Source organism: Streptomyces tricolor, from assembly GCF_002155905.1.
GTDB classification, from domain to species: Bacteria; Actinomycetota; Actinomycetes; order Streptomycetales; family Streptomycetaceae; genus Streptomyces; species Streptomyces tricolor.
In genome coordinates this window covers 1-15,014 of record NZ_MUMF01000352.1, presented here as the reverse complement: position 1 = coordinate 15,014, position 15,014 = coordinate 1, and the positions used below count along the sequence as shown (strand labels likewise).

Below are 15,014 nucleotides of genomic sequence, written 5' to 3'. Positions count from 1 at the left end.
CGTCGGCGGCGGTCCGGGCGACGCCCGGACCGCCGCCGACGAGTGACTGCATCGTGGCCGAGTGGTGCGGGGCGCAGTAGGGAGCGACGTCGATGAGCGGCTTGCCCGGTGGCAGCAGCCCGGCGACCGAGTGCACGGCCGTGACCTCCAGCGAATCTTCCCGGGTGAGCCGGGGCAGGACGGCGGGAAGGCGTTCGGCGAGCATGGTCTTACCGGCGCCGGGCGGTCCCTCCAGGAACAGATGGTGTCCGCCGGCCGCCGCCACCTCCACGGCCGTCCGGGCGGAGATCTGCCCCACGACGTCGGCCAGGTCGTGATCGTGGTCGTGCTGTGCGGCGCCGATGCTGTGCATGCCGGTGGCGGCGCCCGTGCCCGGTACCCGCAGCCCGGCCAGGAGCGGATCGGGCCGTCCCTGGTCGTCCGGTGCCTCGTCGGGGACGGGCTCGTCGGCCAGGACCGCGATGAGCTGCCGCAGACTGCGGACGCCGAGGACGGACACACCGGGGACCAGCGAGGCCTCGGCGGCGGCGCACTCGGGTACGACCACCTGTTCGTAGCCCGCGTCGGCCGCCGCGAGGACGGCCGGCAGGATGCCCCGGACCGGGCGCACCCGGCCGTCCAGGCCCAGCTCTCCGATCATGACGATGTCGGCGAGGACCCGGGGGTCGATCCGCTCGGAGGCACCGAGCACCGCGCAGGCGACGGCCAGGTCGAAACCCGAGCCGGCCTTGGGGACGGAGGCCGGGCTGAGGCCGACGGTGAGCTTCTTCTGCGGCCACTCGCCGCCGGAGTTCACCACCGCCGCCCGTACCCGGTCCCGGCTCTCCGTCAGGCTCTTGTCCGGGAGGCCCACCAGGGTGAAGGCCGCGACGCCGGGTTCCAGGTCGGCCTGGACCTCGACGACCACGCCCTCGACGCCGACCAGGGCCACGGAGCATGTGCGGGCGAACGCCATTCAGGCCACCCCCCGCGCGTGCTCGACGGTCGGGGCGCCGCGGCGGGGCAGGAGGACGCCGACGAGGTCGATGCGGACGCCGCCCGGCGGGGCTCCTCCGTGGGTCTGGATCCAGTGCGCGGCGAGGGCGCGGAGCCGGGCCGCCTTCTCGGGGGTGACCGCGGCCATCGGGTGCTCGTAGCCGCCATGGGTGCGGGTCTTCACCTCGCAGACGACGAGCGCGTCCCCGTCCCGCGCCACGATGTCGATCTCGCCGGACCGTCCGCAGCGCCAGTTGCGCTCCAGGATCGTCATGCCGGCCTCGGCGAGCCGCCGGGCGGCCAGGTCCTCGCCGTACTTGCCGATTGCTTCTCGTGCGTTCATGTCGGCACCTCCTCCGGCGCCAACCGTCACGCATCCCGCCCCAAGATGTTGATCTTGGTGCACTACTCGGCGGTTGTGGACAACTCTGCCACCCGCGGAGGGTACCGCCCCGCGGCGTCATCAGCCGCCCGGCAGCTCCAGGTCGCTCTTGTTCAGTTCCTCGATGTTCACGTCCTTGAACGTCAACACCCGCACCTGCTTGACGAACCGAGCCGGCCGGTACATGTCCCAGACCCAGGCGTCAGCCATGGTGACCTCGAAGAACACCTCACCCTGCACCGAGTGCACCTGCATCTCGTAGTCGTTGGTGAGGTAGAACCGTCGCTCGGTCTCGATCACGTATTTGAACAGACCGACGACATCTCGGTACTCCCGGTAGAGCTTCAGCTCCATCTCGGTCTCGTACTTCTCGAGGTCCTCGGCGCTCATGGCATGTTCCCCTTCAGCCGTGCGATCCCCCCATTGTGCGCCAGTCCCGGGTGCCCTCAGACGATTTCCGTGTCGAGGGTCATGGGCCTGGCCGGGGGACCTTCGACGAGCAGCGTGCGCAGCAGCTCGGCGAGTCTGGTCGGATACACCGTCTCATGTGCCCGGGTCAGTTCCTGACACGTCCACCAGCGCGCTCCGGCGACGCTGCGCCGCTCCAGCTCCGTCAGCCCCGTCGCCGCGGTGGCCGTCTGGGTCGTACGGGCCAGGTAGTACCACTCGTCCTGGTCCCAGCGGCGGCCCGCGAACGGGAACGAGCACCGCCGCCGCCACAGCACGGGGCCGAGTTCGACGTCGGTGATGCCGGTCTCCTCCGCGAGTTCCCGCAGTGCGGCCTCCTCGCGCGTCTCGGTGCCCTCCAGACCGCCGCCGGGCGTGAACCACCAGTCGTCGGCCGGGTCGCCCGGCTCGTGGCCGTGCAGGAGCAGGATGCGGTCCTCGGGGTCGAGCAGCACCACCCGGGCCACCTTCCGCAGCCCCCCGTCGCCTTCGGCCGGGTGAGGCTCCTCCTCGCCGTCGCACGGCGCCTCGGCGGCACACGGCTTCTCACCGTCGTACGGTGCCTCGCCCTCGTACGACTCCCCCGCCGGCCGCGCGGTCTCAGCGGGCACCGGCCGCCTCCGGGCGGGCGGTGCGGGTGCGGGAGCGGTGCAGGCGGGCCGCGATCGGGCCGTACGCGCCGCCGCCGAGGACCAGGACCGCGCCGGCCACGACCAGCAGCTCGATCGTGCGCAGCGGACCCGGCCGGGAGAGGGCGCCGAGCGTCTCGAAGCCGGTGGGGCGCTCCAGCGTGCCCTTCCAGGGCCAGACGACGGCATCCACGCGGGCGGACACGGCCGTGCGGGAGACGGTGCCCTGCGCCGCGTCGGTGAGGTGGGCGGTGGAGTCGAGGGAGCCCTGGCGTTCGTCGCCGAGCAGGAACAGCCGGCCCTCGGGGACGGTCACCGTGCCGAACTTCTTGATCCCGGCGAGGCTGCCCTGCGGCAGATACGGCTCGTCGATCGGCTTGCCGTTGACGGTCAGCTTGCCGTCGGTGCAGCAGGAGACGGTGTCGCCACCGACGGCGACCACGCGCTTGACCACCTTGGCGTCGCTGACCCAGGTCTTGTCCTCGAAGACCACCACGTCACCGCGGCGCACCTCGTCGCCGTCGACGCGCTGGGCGAGCACCCGGTCACCGGCGTCGATGGTCGGGCTCATGGAGCTGGTGGGCACGGTGTACGGCCGGTAGACCAGGGCGCCCCACGCGAAGCCGCCCAGGAACAGCACCAGCCCCAGCGCCACGGCCAGTCCGGACAGCCGCTGGCCGAGCCGCCCGCCGCCGGCCGGAGCCGTGCCGGTGCCGCCGCCCCGCGGGGCCGTACGCGTCATGCTCTCGCCACCCATGGATCCGCACCCTACCCGGCGGTACCGGACAGGGGCAGCCCCTCTTTCGCGCCCCGGGCGGGCCTTACCGGTTCTCGGTCCGCGAGCGGTTCTTCTCGGTCGCGGGCCGGTCCGCGCGCCGGCGCCGCCACACCGCCACCGGGAGGAGCGCGGCGACCGCGATGCCCTGCGGGGCCGCCGTCAGGGCGGACGCCGCCGCGGAGGGCTGCTGGTCGAGGCCGGGCTGGTCGAAGGTGTCCGGGACCGGCAGGGTGCCCCAGCGGTTGATCGGCCAGGCCTTGACGATCGCGCGGCCGACGACCTTGTCGACGGGGACCATGCCGTGGTTCCGGTCGGACTGGTTGTACCGGGAGTCGCGGGAGTTCTGGCGGTGGTCGCCCATCACCCAGATGAAGCCCTCGGGGACCTTCACCTTGAACTGGCCGCCCTGGTCGTCCACGCTGCACGGGGTGTTGCCCGGGTAGACGTACGGCTCGTTCAGCGCCTTGCCGTTGACCTTCAGCGGGCCGCTGCCCTTGCACTCGACCGTGTCGCCGCCGACTCCGATCACCCGCTTGATCAGGTCCTTCTCCTCCGCCGACGGCATCAGGCCGATCCAGCTGAGGACCTTCTGCACCGGGTTCGGGGTCGGCGTCGGCTCACCCGCCAGCCAGTTGTCCGGGTCGTGGAAGACGACGACCTCACCGCGCTCGGGCTCGGAGCCGAACCACGGGGTGAGCTTGTCGACCAGCACCCGGTCGCCCTGCTGGAGGGTGTTCTGCATCGAGTCGGAGGGGATCGAGAACGCCTGCACGAGGAACGTCTTGATCAGCAGCGCCAGGACCAGCGCGATGCCGATCAGGATCGGCAGCTCCTTCCAGAAGGAGCGCGAGCCGCCCGGCCGGACCGCCGCCGCGCCCGGGCCGTCGCCGCCCAGCCCCGGCTCGCCCTCCGGCGCGCCCTCGGCGCTGTCATTCCCGGAGGTCATGGCGCCGTCCGGTACGGGAACGTCCGGTTCCACGGGGTGCCCGCGGTGTTCCTCGCCGTCGTGTCCCGACCGTGCGCCAACCGCCACATCCCCCACGCCAACTCCTCACTCTGTGCCGCCGCCTGCCCCATACACGACGCAGGCCCACCACTCCCATAACGAGCGGGAGTTCCGCAGGGGTCGGGAGCTGGGTCATTCCGATCGGATCCTCGGAGTCAACCCTATGCGACGCCTGGGGAGCAGCGGTCGTCCCCGACGCCGAGTCGGTGACGCTTGCGAAGGTTTTAGGTTCTTCCAGACGCGTCCAGTGGCCGACGGGCCAGCCGATGACCATGGCCCGGCCGACCACGGAGTCCTCGGAGACCGTGCCGCCGTAGGGCGTGTTCTGGTGCGCCCGGGAGTCGGCCGAGTTGTCGCGGTGGTCGCCCATCACCCACAGCCGGCCCCGGGGGACGGTGATGTCGAAGGGCGTGGAGGAGGGGGCGTTCCCGGGGTAGAGGTAGTCGCCCTCGGTGAGCGGGACGCCGTTGACGGTGACGCGGCCCTGGGCGTCGCAGCACCTGACGTGGTCGCCGCCGACCCCGATGACCCGCTTGATCAGGTCCTTCTCGTTGTCGGACGGCAGCAGGCCGATGAAGGCGAGGCCTTCCTTGAGCTGTTTGACGACGACGGGGTCCTGCTTCTTGGCGGTCTGCTCGTCCTGGAGCCAGCCGCCCGGGTCGTGGAACACGACGACGTCCCCGCGCTGCGGCTTGGCACCGAACCACGGGGTGAACTTGTCGACCAGCACCCGGTCGCCGATCCGGATCGTCTGCTCCATGGAGCCGGACGGGATCACGAACGCCTGGACGAGGAACGTCTTCAGGACGAGCGCGATGAGGACGGCGACACCGATCAGCAGGGGGATCTCCCGCACGGCCGACCGCCTGCGCTTGCGCTTGACCTTGCGCTGGAGTTTGCGCCGCTCCGCGCGCGTGCGGCCACCGCCGGGCGCGGACGTGCGGCGGACGCCGGTGGGCAGCAGGTTGTCGGCGGGCGTGCCGGGCACACCGCGCGGTTTGCCGCGGTTACCCATGGGCGCCCCCCGCGGGGGGCGCGGGCACGCGCGCGTAGGCGGACGGCCGGGTCAGATGCGTCCAGTGGCGGTACGGCCACATGACCCAGTCGGCCCGGCCGATGACGTCACCGACGGGGATCATGCCGCCGCCGGGCGAGCCGAGGTGGTCGCGGGAGTCGCTGGAGTCGCTGCGGTGGTCGCCGAGGACGAAGAGGCGCCCCGGGGGAACGACGACGTCGAAGGACACGCTGGAGGCGCTGTCCCCGGGGTAGAGGAACGCCGTCTCGTCGACCGGCCGGCCGTTCACCTCGATCCTGCCCTTCTTGTCGCAGCACACCACATGGTCTCCCCCCACCCCGACCACGCGCTTGATGTAGTCGGCGTCCCCGAAATACCCGGTGCCGTCGAAGACAATCACGTCACCGCGGCGCGGCTGGGCACCGAAACGGTACGCCAACTTGTTTACGAGAACGCGGTCCCCGATCCTCAAACCGCGCTCCATGGATCCGCTCGGAATCTCGAACGGCTGCATCACGAAGGCGTTGAGGAGCAGCAGGAACGCCAGACCGGTGAAGAGGGTGAGGGTGATCCGGCCGCCCGGCAGCCAGTCGGCGAGCCGGGACAGCAACGCGAAACGCGACCGGCCCTCCGGCCCGGGAGTACCGGGGTGGGAGGAACGGTCGCGTTGCGTCGGCTGTGCTTCGGTGTCCATCGGAGCAGGATGCTATCCCGCTCCGCTGTGACACCTTTGTGCCGGCTCGCTGGCCTGCGGCTCGCGAGCGGCGAGGAGCGCTCAGCTCTCGCGCTTCTCCTTGATCTTCGCGGCCTTGCCGCGCAGCTCACGGAGGTAGTACAGCTTGGCGCGGCGCACGTCACCCCGGGTGACCAGCTCGATCTTCTCGACGATCGGGGTGTGCACCGGGAAGGTGCGCTCGACGCCGACGGAGAACGAGACCTTGCGGACCGTGAAGGTCTCGCGGACACCGGAGCCCTGGCGGCGGATCACGACGCCCTTGAACTGCTGCACACGGGAGCGGTTGCCCTCGATGACGCGCACGTGGACGTTGACGGTGTCGCCCGGGCGGAAGGCCGGGATGTCGCTGCGCAGCGACGCGGCGTCGACGGAGTCGAGCAGGTGAGACATTTCGTCTGCTTTCTTCGCTGATGCCACAGGTCATCAACGGAAACTAGAGGTTCCAAGAGGACTGCCGTGCGGGTCGGGGCGGGCGTCGTGTCCCCCTGTGGCAGGGGCGCACGCCGGACGGGCGCACAACAGCGGCCTATTCTTCCACGCCCTCGGCCCGGCGCCAAAATCGGCCGTACGGCTCCCCGTCCGGGTCCGGTTCCCAGCCCAGGATGGAGAGCATCTCGCGGTCCTTCTTGTCGAAGGCCTTGGGGTCGCAGCGCTCGATCAGGTCGGGCCGGTGGGCCGTCGTACGCCGCAGGGCCTCGTCGCGGCGCCAGCGGGCGATCTTGCCGTGGTGGCCGCTGAGCAGCACCTCGGGGATGTCCCGGCCGCGCCAGACGGGCGGCTTGGTGTACACGGGGCCTTCGAGGAGGCCGGCCATCGCGCCGGGGGCGAAGGAGTCGTCGCGGTGGGACTCGGCGTTGCCGAGGACGCCGGGCAGCAGCCGGGCCACGGCCTCCGTGATGACGAGTACGGCCGCCTCGCCGCCGGCCAGGACGTAGTCGCCGATGGAGACCTCGTGGACCGGCATCCGGGTCGCGTACTCGTCCATCACGCGCCGGTCGATGCCCTCGTAGCGGGCCGGGGTGAAGATCAGCCAGGGCCGCTCGGACAGCTCGACGGCCAGCTCCTGGGTGAAGGGCCGGCCGCTCGGGGTGGGGACGATGAGCGTGGGGGCCCCGGCGCCGGTCTCGTAGCCGTCGGCGAGGACCGTGTCCAGGGCGTCGCCCCAGGGGTCGGTCTTCATGACCATGCCGGGGCCGCCGCCGTACGGCGTGTCGTCCACCGTGTTGTGCCGGTCGTACGTCCAGTCGCGCAGGTCGTGCACATGGACGTTCAGCTGCCCACGCGCGCGTGCCTTGCCGACCAGGGAGACGTTCAGCGGCTCCAGGTACTCCGGGAAGATCGTGACGACGTCGAGCCTCATGCGTCCTCGTCCTTCGCGGAGGCGGTCTCGGCGTCCTTCGCGGAGGCGGTCTCGGCGTCCCTCGCGGAGGCGGTCTCGGCGTCCCTCGCGGAGGCGATCACGGCGCGGTCGTCGATCAGGCCCGGCGGGGGCGCGATGACGGCCTTCTGCTCGGCCAGGTCGATGTCGGTGACGATCTCCTCCACGAAGGGGATCATCACCTCGCTGCCGTCCGGGCGCTCCACGATGAACAGGTCCTGCGTGGGCAGGTGGGAGATCTCGGTGATCCGGCCGACCTCCGTGCCGTCCTCGGTGACCACGTCGAGGTCGATCAGCTGGTGGTCGTAGTACTCGTCCTCGCCCTCGGGCAGCTCCTCCGGGTCCACCTCGGCGATCAGCAGGGTGTTGCGCAGGGCCTCGGCGGCGTTGCGGTCGGTGACGCCCGCGAAGCGCAGCAGGAGGCGGCCGCTGTGCACCCGCCCCGTCTCGATGGTCAGCGGTCCCGCGGAGGCGGGGTCCGTGGCGAGCACGGCGCCGGGCGCGAGCCTCAGCTCCGGCTCGTCGGTACGTACCTCGACGGTGACCTCGCCCTTGATCCCATGGGCACGGCCGATCCGTGCGACTACGAGCTGCACCTGTCCAAATCTCCTGTCATACGACTGCGGGCCGGGGACGGCCCAGTGGCCCTCCCCGGCCCGAGCCGGTTGCGATGAAGCGTCAGCGGACGTGGTCCACGTCGACCAGGTCGACGCGGACACCGCGACCGCCGATGGCGCCCACGACGGTGCGCAAGGCGCGCGCGGTGCGGCCGTTGCGGCCGATCACCTTGCCGAGGTCGTCCGGGTGGACCCGGACCTCGAGCACACGCCCGCGACGCAGGTTGCGCGAGGCGACCTGCACATCGTCAGGGTTGTCGACGATGCCCTTCACGAGGTGCTCAAGCGCCTCTTCGAGCATGCTGCTCAGGCCTCGGTCGACTCGGACTCGGCAGCCGCCTCGTCCTTCTTCTCAGCCTTCTTCTTCTGGGTGATCGCCTCACCCTTGCCCTCGTCGTCACCGCCGAGAGCCTCGAACGACGGACGGGCCGGCTTCGGCTCGGCGACGAGCAGCGGCGCGGGGGCCGGCTCGCCCTTGAACTTCTGCCAGTCGCCGGTCTTCTTCAGGATGGCGAGCACCGGCTCGGTCGGCTGGGCGCCGACACCGAGCCAGTACGCCACACGCTCGGCGTCCACCTCGATGACCGACGGGTTGTAGGTCGGGTGGTACTTGCCGATCTCCTCGATCGCCCGGCCGTCACGGCGGGTACGGGAGTCGGCGACGACGATGCGGTAGTGAGGCGAACGGATCTTGCCCAGACGCTTCAGCTTGATCTTGACTGCCACGGGAGTGGGTTCTCCTGGATTTGACGTGGTTGGGCACGGCGAGACGCCGCGTGGGGTTGCGGTACCCGAGTGCCCGATGGACGCGTCAGCCGGAGGAGAGAGGGGTCCTGTGCGGCTGTCGAGTACAGCTAGCCATTCTGCCATACCCCGCGGGCCGCTTTTGGCCGGGGTGGGATGTGGCCGGGCATGACCGAGGCGCACCCGGCGTGGAGGTGACCGTACGTCGGGTGCGCCGCCCGCTGGGGTGGGGTCGCCGTGCGCGCCCGCCCGGGGACGGCGGCACGCGCCGCCTGCGGCTGCCACGAGCAGCCGCAGACCTACGCCGCTCCCACGACCTCCGGGATCCGGAACGGCTTGCCGCAGCCGCCGCAGACGATGGGGGCCTGGGCCAGGACCGAGGGGACCACCCGGACGTTGCGGCCGCAGTCGCACACCGCCTTGACGCGGACGCCGCCGCCCGAGGAGCCGTGCCGGGCGGCCGGGCCGCGGAAGGTGCGGGAGGTGTCCGCCGAGGTGGCCGCCGTGTGGGCCTTCAGCGCGCGCTGCAGCCGCTCGATCGTCGGGCGGTAGCGCCGCTTCGCCTCGGCGTTGAGCGTGACCAGCGAGAAACCGCTGCTCGGGTGCGGCTCCTCGGGGTGGTCCAGGCCCAGCTCCTCGGCGATCGCGAGGAAACGACGGTTGTGATAGCGGCCGGCCCGGGAGGTGTCACGGATGCCGCGGGCGGCGGCGATGCCGTGGACTGCCTCGTGGAGCAGCCGCTCGAAGGAGAGCTCGTGACCGCACGCGGACGACGACTCCCCGATCAGGGACTCTGGCGCGGCAAGGTCCGGCAGCTCGGGGTGGTACCGCTGAATGTCGGCCCACGCCTGCGCCAGCTCTGCGGCGAGAACAGGTGGTGTCTGTGTCGTGCTCACGTAATGACAACGAGCGGGGGTGCCACTGTGTTCCTATTCCGGGGCATCCCAAATAATTTGCACGTACCCGTCAGTTGCCGCTGATGCGTCCTGACGAGGGCGGGTGCGCTGATCTGCGGAGAAGCGTCACAGCTCCTACCAAGCTGGTGCGTAGTCCGCGCTACGCCCCGCTCGGGAGCCCTGAGGCGACGACGGCCGGCCGCCGCGCAAGAGGTGTTTCGGCCGCTCTGAGCGTGCGGCCCTCACCCCGGTCAGCGTCCCCGGCCTCCGTGACGTTACCGCGCGCCGCTTTCGGCACCGCCGGCGCCCCGCCACCGGCCCGTCCCGCGAGCCGACACCGTACGGGCCCCCGGATTGCCGGGATGTGAAATCTCGCCACACCCGCGTCCCAGGCCCAAGCCGGGCCCCACGACCCCTGGACGCCACCGCGAGCCGGGGGTTACGTGGCATACGTGGGAAGGGCGCGCGCACGGCACGGGGGCCACGCGACCGGGCGCAGCGGCGAACTGTCGGCGGATTGGGGCGCATACCTATGACACCTACGCTCGTGCGGCAGCACCTGTCTCACGCGGACTCCGCACCCCGCGTGGACCCGAGCGCACGCGCGCGTGACTGGTCCGAGATCCAGGAGCGGATGCTCGTACCGCTCTACGAAGCCGTGTACGAGCGACTCGACGTGGGGCCCGCCACCCGGCTGCTGGGCCTGCGCTGCGGTTCCGGGCTCGCCCTGCTGATGGCGGCCTCCCGGGGGGCCGCGGTCACCGGCGTCGACCCCGCCTCCCCCGAGCGGCTCGCCCTCGCCCGCGCGCGCCTGCTGCCGGACGCCCCGCCCGGCCGGGCCGACGGCGCAGGCACCGGCGGCTGCGGCACGCGCGCGCGTACGGCCGCGAAACTCGTCGCCGGCCCGCCCGCGGACGCCGTCGGCACCGAGCCCGCCGGGTACACCCTGGTCACCGTCTTCGAGCCGATCGGCAGCCTCGCGGGCGACTCCGAGGGGCTCGGCGACCTGCTCGCCGACGCGCTGCCGCTGGCCGGCCGGGGGGCCGCCGTGGTGCTGGCCGGCTGGGGGCCGCCGGAGCGCTGCGCCACCTCGTCGGTGCTGCGGATGGCCGCCAAACTCGCCGATCCGCTGGGCGCCGCCCGCGCCTGGCGGCCCGCCCGGCGCGACGACCTGGAGGAGGTCGCCGGACGGGCGGGGCTCAAGCCGGACGGCTCGGGCCGGGTCGCCTGCCCCTTCGGGTACGCCGACCTCGACAGCGCCGTCCGCGGACTGCTGTCCACCGGCCTGTTCGACGCCGCGATCGCGGCGACCGACGCCAAGCAGGTCGACAAGGAGCTGACGGAAGCCCTGCATCCGCACCGGCGCCCGGACGGCACCGTGTGGATGCCGAACGTCTTCCGCTACCTCATCGCCCGCGTGCCCTAGCACCCGTCGTCCGGATCACACCGGCGCCGCGGGGCCCGGCCCCCGCAACGCCCGGCGCTCAGTCCCCGCCGTCCTCGCCGACCTTGGTGAGCCGGGTGATCCCGGCGATCCGGTACGCGTCCGCCTCCTCCAGCGTCTCGTGCTCCAGCAGGGCCTCCGCGAGGGCGTCCAGCCGCGACCGGTGCTCGCGGAGCTTGTGGCACGCCTCCTCGTAGCACTCGTCCACGATCCGCCGCATCTCGGCGTCGATGACGTCGAGGGTCTGCGGGGCGGCCGACAGGCCGTACGCCTGCTGGGCGTCGCTGGGCAGGGCGGACAACCGGCCGACGCGTTCGCTCATGCCCCAGCGGGCCACCATCCCGCGCGAGATGTTGGTGACCTGTTCGAGGTCGTTCTCGGCACCCGTCGTGACGACCCCGTAGACGACCTCCTCCGCCGCCATGCCGCCCAGGGCGCCGATGATGCGTCCGCGCAGGTACTCCTCGGAGTGGGCGTACCGCTCCACCTCGGGCGTGGACATGGTCACGCCGAGCGCCCGGCCGCGCGGCACGATGGTGATCTTGCGGACGGGGTCGGCGCCGGGCTGCAGCATGCCGAGCAGGGCGTGGCCGCTCTCGTGGTACGCGGTGCGCCGGCGGTCGTCCTCGGGCATGATCAGCGTGCGTTCCGCGCCCAGCTGGACCTTCTCCAGCGCCTCCGACAGGTCGGCGGCGGTCACCTGCGGCTGCTTGCGCTTGACCGCGAGCAGAGCGGCCTCGTTGGCGAGATTGGCCAGATCCGCACCGGTCATGCCCGGCGTCACGCGGGCCATCTGGGTCAGGTCCACGTCGGGGGCGAGCGGGATCTGCCGGGTGTGGATCCGCAGGATCGCCTCGCGGCCGGCCCGGTCCGGCGGGGCCACGGTGACCACCCGGTCGAACCGGCCGGGACGGGTCAGGGCCGGATCCAGGATGTCCGCGCGGTTGGTCGCCGCGATGACGATCACGCCCTCGGAGCCCGAGAAGCCGTCCATCTCGGTGAGGATCTGGTTCAGCGTCTGCTCGCGCTCGTCGTGACCGCTCATCGAGGCGCTGCCGCCGCGCGCACGCCCGATGGTGTCGATCTCGTCGATGAAGATGATCGACGGTGCCACCTTGCGGGCCTCGGCGAACAGCTCCCGAACCCGGGACGCGCCGACGCCCACGATCATCTCGATGAACTCGGACGCCGAGGCCGAGAAGAACGGCACCCCGGCCTCCCCCGCGACCGCCCGGGCGAGCAGGGTCTTGCCGGTACCGGGCGGCCCGGACAACAGCACCCCGCGCGGCAGCTTCGCGCCCATGCTGCGGTAGACGTCGGGGTGTTCCAGGAAATCGACCACGTCGTCGAGTTCGCCCTTGACCTCGTCGATGCCGGCCACATCGGCGAAGGTCGTCCGCTCGGTGCCCGGCCGCAGCCCGACCGGCTTCGGCGGCCCCCGACGCCCGAACAGGCCGCCCGCGCCGGGCAGCACCCCGCCGAGCCGCCGTGCGGCGAAGACCCACACCACGACCAGGACCGCGATCGGGATCAGCGAGATCAGCACGTTGGCCAGGAGGCTGCGTTCCTGGACGACGGGCCGCGCGGTCACCGTGACACCGTGGCTGCTCAGGTTCTGCCACAGCCGGTCGTCCGCGAAGGCCGGCCGCTGGGTGGTGAACTTGGTGTACTCGCCGCCGCCCTCCGGATTGGGGCGGGGGTCCCTCAGCTCGCCCTGGATCGCGTCGCCCTTGGAGTAGATCGTGGCGACGTTGCCCGCGCCGACCTCCTTGCTGAACTGCGTGTAGGAGATCGTCGGCTCGTCGCCCCGGCCGAAGTAGTGCAGGCCGACGTACGCCAGCACGAAGACGATCACCGCGGTGGCGAGCAGACCCCACCATTTGCCGCCCCGGAGCCGACCGGACCGCCGAGGGGGCTCGTCCGGTGTGCCCTCGGCGCGCCACGGTTGATCAGGGGCCTTGCGAGGCGGCGCCGCATCGCTCATATCTGGACGTTACGACACACAGCGGGCCTCGGCACGCGCAAGGGGCGCCTCCCGGGAAGGAGGCGCCCCCGACGTCGTACGAGCGGGACTCAGCCCATGAACTTCTTGAACTCGTCCGGCAGCTCGAAGTCCTGGCCGCCCTGCTGGCCCGGCAGGCCGAACGCGCCACCCTGCGCGGCGGCCTCACGGCGCTGCGCCGCCTCCAGCTCCTGCTGCTTGCGCTTCATCGGGTTGCCGGAGCGCTGCTTGCCCTTGGCCTTCTTCTGCTGCTTCTTCTGCCGGCCGGGGCCGCCGCCCATGCCCGGGATCCCCGGCATGCCCGGCATACCGCCGCCCTGGGCCATGCGGGACATCATCTTGCGGGCCTCGAAGAACCGCTCCACCAGCCCCTTGACCGCGCTGACGTCGACACCGGAACCGCGCGCGATACGGGCGCGGCGGGAGCCGTTGATGATCGTCGGGTCCTGGCGCTCGGCCGGGGTCATCGACTTGATGATCGCGGCGGTGCGGTCGACGTCCCGCTCGTCCAGGTTGGCGATCTGGTCCTTGATCTGGCCCATGCCCGGGAGCATGCCGAGCAGCTTGCTGATGCTGCCCATCTTCCTGACCTGCTCCATCTGGGACAGGAAGTCGTCCAGGGTGAAGTCCTGGCCCTTCTTGGACGCCAGCTTGGAGGCCATCTTCTGGGCCTCTTCCTGGCTGAACGTCTTCTCCGCCTGCTCGATCAGGGTGAGCAGGTCACCCATGTCGAGGATGCGGGAGGCCATCCGGTCCGGGTGGAACGCGTCGAAGTCGTCCAGCTTCTCGCCGTTCGACGCGAACATGATCGGCTTGCCGGTGATCTGCCGGATCGACAGGGCGGCACCACCGCGGGCGTCACCGTCGAGCTTGGACAGCACCACGCCGTCGAAGCCGACGCCGTCGCGGAAGGCCTCGGCGGTGTTGACGGCGTCCTGACCGATCATGGCGTCGACGACGAACAGGATCTCGTCCGGGGAGACGGCGTCGCGGATGTCCGCGGCCTGCTGCATCATCTCCTGGTCGATACCGAGGCGGCCGGCGGTGTCCACGATCACGATGTCGTGGACCTTGGACTTCGCGAAGTCGATGGAGTCCTTGGCGACCTTCACCGGGTCGCCGACGCCGTTGCCCGGCTCGGGCGCGTAGACCGCGACGCCGGCGCGCTCGGCGACGACGCTCAGCTGGTTCACGGCGTTCGGGCGCTGGAGGTCACAGGCGACCAGCAGCGGCGAGTGGCCCTGCTCCTTCAGCCAGCGGCCGAGCTTGCCCGCGAGGGTGGTCTTACCGGCACCCTGGAGACCGGCCAGCATGATCACGGTGGGCGGCTGCTTGGCGAAGCGCAGACGCCGGGTCTCGCCGCCGAGGATGGTGATCAGTTCCTCGTTGACGATCTTGAGGACCTGCTGGGCCGGGTTCAGCGCCTTGGAGACCTCGGCCCCGAGCGCACGCTCCTTGACGTTCTTGATGAACGCGCGCACGACGGGCAGGGCCACGTCCGCCTCGAGGAGCGCGATGCGGATCTCGCGCGCCGTGGCGTCGATGTCCGCCTCGGAGAGCCGTCCCTTGCCGCGCAGGTTCTTGAAAGTCGCTGACAGGCGATCGGAGAGAGTGTCGAACACGGCGCTCGCGGTCCTCGGGGTCGGTGACGGTCTTGTAGGAATCGCCCTCCAGGGTATCCCGGCGCCGGCGGCACCGGGGCAGGGTCATCCCCGCAACGTCTCCTCCAGCACCCCCGCCAACGACGCCGCGTCCTGCGTGGGCAGGGGCGTGCCCGCGCCCGTCGTGACGTAGAACGCATCCACGGCATTGGAGCCCAGCGTGCTCACGTGCATGCTCCGCACCCGCACGCCCGCCTTCTCCAGTGCCATGCCGATGCGGTGCAGGAGGCCGGGGGCGTCCTGGGCGCGGACCTCGATCACCGTGGCGTGGTGGGAGGCGGCCGGGGCGACCGTGACGCGGGGC

The 15,014-nt window shown here is 71.6% G+C and carries 18 protein-coding genes; 1 reads left to right on the top strand and 17 read right to left on the bottom strand.

Going from position 1 to position 15,014, the window contains the following annotated elements:
* From CCN44_RS24450 to CCN44_RS24385, 14 genes are all read right to left on the bottom strand, one after another.
* The coding region (locus CCN44_RS24450) for a magnesium chelatase domain-containing protein (RefSeq protein WP_143649946.1) at positions 1–955 on the bottom strand (955 nt) is incomplete at its 3' end.
* Positions 956–1,318 carry a YraN family protein gene (locus CCN44_RS24445; protein WP_059252844.1) on the bottom strand — a complete coding sequence of 121 codons (363 nt, stop codon included), beginning with the start codon at positions 1,316–1,318 and terminating at the stop codon, positions 956–958.
* 120 nt (positions 1,319–1,438) lie between these two features.
* On the bottom strand, positions 1,439–1,747 hold the full coding sequence (locus CCN44_RS24440) for a DUF2469 domain-containing protein (RefSeq protein ID WP_014675276.1): 309 nt from the start codon (positions 1,745–1,747) through the stop codon (positions 1,439–1,441).
* A 56-nt stretch (positions 1,748–1,803) separates the two neighbouring features.
* The gene (locus CCN44_RS24435; RefSeq protein WP_094375137.1) at positions 1,804–2,280 is read right to left on the bottom strand and encodes an NUDIX hydrolase; all 477 of its coding nucleotides are present in this window, start codon (positions 2,278–2,280) and stop codon (positions 1,804–1,806) included.
* 124 nt (positions 2,281–2,404) lie between these two features.
* Entirely contained in the window at positions 2,405–3,190 is a 786-nt protein-coding gene (gene lepB / locus CCN44_RS24430; RefSeq protein ID WP_086699532.1) for a signal peptidase I, read from the bottom strand.
* Positions 3,191–3,254: 64 nt separating this feature from the next.
* Entirely contained in the window at positions 3,255–4,253 is a 999-nt protein-coding gene (gene lepB / locus CCN44_RS24425) for a signal peptidase I (protein WP_086699529.1), read from the bottom strand.
* Positions 4,141–5,232 carry a signal peptidase I gene (gene lepB / locus CCN44_RS24420; protein ID WP_059255258.1) on the bottom strand — a complete coding sequence of 364 codons (1,092 nt, stop codon included), beginning with the start codon at positions 5,230–5,232 and terminating at the stop codon, positions 4,141–4,143. Before lepB (CCN44_RS24420) ends, lepB (CCN44_RS24425) begins: the two co-directional genes overlap by 113 nt.
* Entirely contained in the window at positions 5,225–5,926 is a 702-nt protein-coding gene (lepB, locus tag CCN44_RS24415; RefSeq protein ID WP_059252840.1) for a signal peptidase I, read from the bottom strand. Before lepB (CCN44_RS24415) ends, lepB (CCN44_RS24420) begins: the two co-directional genes overlap by 8 nt.
* A gap of 81 nt (positions 5,927–6,007) precedes the next feature.
* Positions 6,008–6,358, bottom strand: a complete 351-nt coding sequence (rplS, locus tag CCN44_RS24410; protein ID WP_059252839.1) for a 50S ribosomal protein L19 — start codon at positions 6,356–6,358, stop codon at positions 6,008–6,010.
* A 136-nt stretch (positions 6,359–6,494) separates the two neighbouring features.
* Positions 6,495–7,328 carry a tRNA (guanosine(37)-N1)-methyltransferase TrmD gene (gene trmD, locus CCN44_RS24405; protein WP_059252838.1) on the bottom strand — a complete coding sequence of 278 codons (834 nt, stop codon included), beginning with the start codon at positions 7,326–7,328 and terminating at the stop codon, positions 6,495–6,497.
* A complete protein-coding gene (rimM, locus tag CCN44_RS24400) occupies positions 7,325–7,942 on the bottom strand; it encodes a ribosome maturation factor RimM (protein ID WP_059252837.1) in 618 nt (205 codons plus the stop codon). The genes trmD and rimM overlap by 4 nt, the downstream gene beginning before the upstream one ends.
* An 82-nt stretch (positions 7,943–8,024) precedes the next feature.
* A complete protein-coding gene (locus CCN44_RS24395; protein WP_003973401.1) occupies positions 8,025–8,264 on the bottom strand; it encodes an RNA-binding protein in 240 nt (79 codons plus the stop codon).
* Between the two features lie 5 nt (positions 8,265–8,269).
* A complete protein-coding gene (rpsP, locus tag CCN44_RS24390) occupies positions 8,270–8,689 on the bottom strand; it encodes a 30S ribosomal protein S16 (protein WP_030785131.1) in 420 nt (139 codons plus the stop codon).
* Positions 8,690–9,006: 317 nt separating this feature from the next.
* A complete protein-coding gene (locus tag CCN44_RS24385; protein ID WP_059252836.1) occupies positions 9,007–9,603 on the bottom strand; it encodes a hypothetical protein in 597 nt (198 codons plus the stop codon).
* Positions 9,604–10,135: 532 nt separating this feature from the next.
* Here CCN44_RS24385 and CCN44_RS24380 point away from each other — a divergent pair.
* The gene (locus CCN44_RS24380) at positions 10,136–11,029 is read left to right on the top strand and encodes a class I SAM-dependent methyltransferase (RefSeq protein ID WP_086699526.1); all 894 of its coding nucleotides are present in this window, start codon (positions 10,136–10,138) and stop codon (positions 11,027–11,029) included.
* 58 nt (positions 11,030–11,087) lie between these two features.
* Here the strand turns inward: CCN44_RS24380 and ftsH are convergent, their stop codons facing one another.
* The 3 genes from ftsH to CCN44_RS24365 form a co-directional block, all read right to left on the bottom strand.
* The gene (ftsH, locus tag CCN44_RS24375) at positions 11,088–13,031 is read right to left on the bottom strand and encodes an ATP-dependent zinc metalloprotease FtsH (RefSeq protein ID WP_079081160.1); all 1,944 of its coding nucleotides are present in this window, start codon (positions 13,029–13,031) and stop codon (positions 11,088–11,090) included.
* 89 nt (positions 13,032–13,120) lie between these two features.
* Complete coding sequence (gene ffh, locus CCN44_RS24370; protein WP_059252834.1) at positions 13,121–14,671, bottom strand: signal recognition particle protein; 1,551 nt, start codon at positions 14,669–14,671, stop codon at positions 13,121–13,123.
* Between the two features lie 84 nt (positions 14,672–14,755).
* Positions 14,756–15,014: ACT domain-containing protein (locus CCN44_RS24365; RefSeq protein WP_143649944.1), on the bottom strand; the 259-nt coding region annotated here is incomplete at its 5' end.

Bases quoted from the DNA above. Each gene is read 5' to 3' on its own strand.
- trmD (WP_059252838.1), bottom strand. From the start codon at position 7,328: ATGAGGCTCGACGTCGTCACGATCTTCCCGGAGTACCTGGAGCCGCTG.
- rplS (WP_059252839.1), bottom strand. From the start codon at position 6,358: ATGTCTCACCTGCTCGACTCCGTCGACGCCGCGTCGCTGCGCAGCGAC.
- CCN44_RS24445 (WP_059252844.1), bottom strand. From the start codon at position 1,318: ATGAACGCACGAGAAGCAATCGGCAAGTACGGCGAGGACCTGGCCGCC.
- CCN44_RS24380 (WP_086699526.1), top strand. From the start codon at position 10,136: ATGACACCTACGCTCGTGCGGCAGCACCTGTCTCACGCGGACTCCGCA.
- ftsH (WP_079081160.1), bottom strand. From the start codon at position 13,031: ATGAGCGATGCGGCGCCGCCTCGCAAGGCCCCTGATCAACCGTGGCGC.
- lepB (WP_059255258.1), bottom strand. From the start codon at position 5,232: ATGGGTAACCGCGGCAAACCGCGCGGTGTGCCCGGCACGCCCGCCGAC.
- lepB (WP_086699532.1), bottom strand. From the start codon at position 3,190: ATGGGTGGCGAGAGCATGACGCGTACGGCCCCGCGGGGCGGCGGCACC.
- CCN44_RS24395 (WP_003973401.1), bottom strand. From the start codon at position 8,264: ATGCTCGAAGAGGCGCTTGAGCACCTCGTGAAGGGCATCGTCGACAAC.
- lepB (WP_059252840.1), bottom strand. From the start codon at position 5,926: ATGGACACCGAAGCACAGCCGACGCAACGCGACCGTTCCTCCCACCCC.
- CCN44_RS24440 (WP_014675276.1), bottom strand. From the start codon at position 1,747: ATGAGCGCCGAGGACCTCGAGAAGTACGAGACCGAGATGGAGCTGAAG.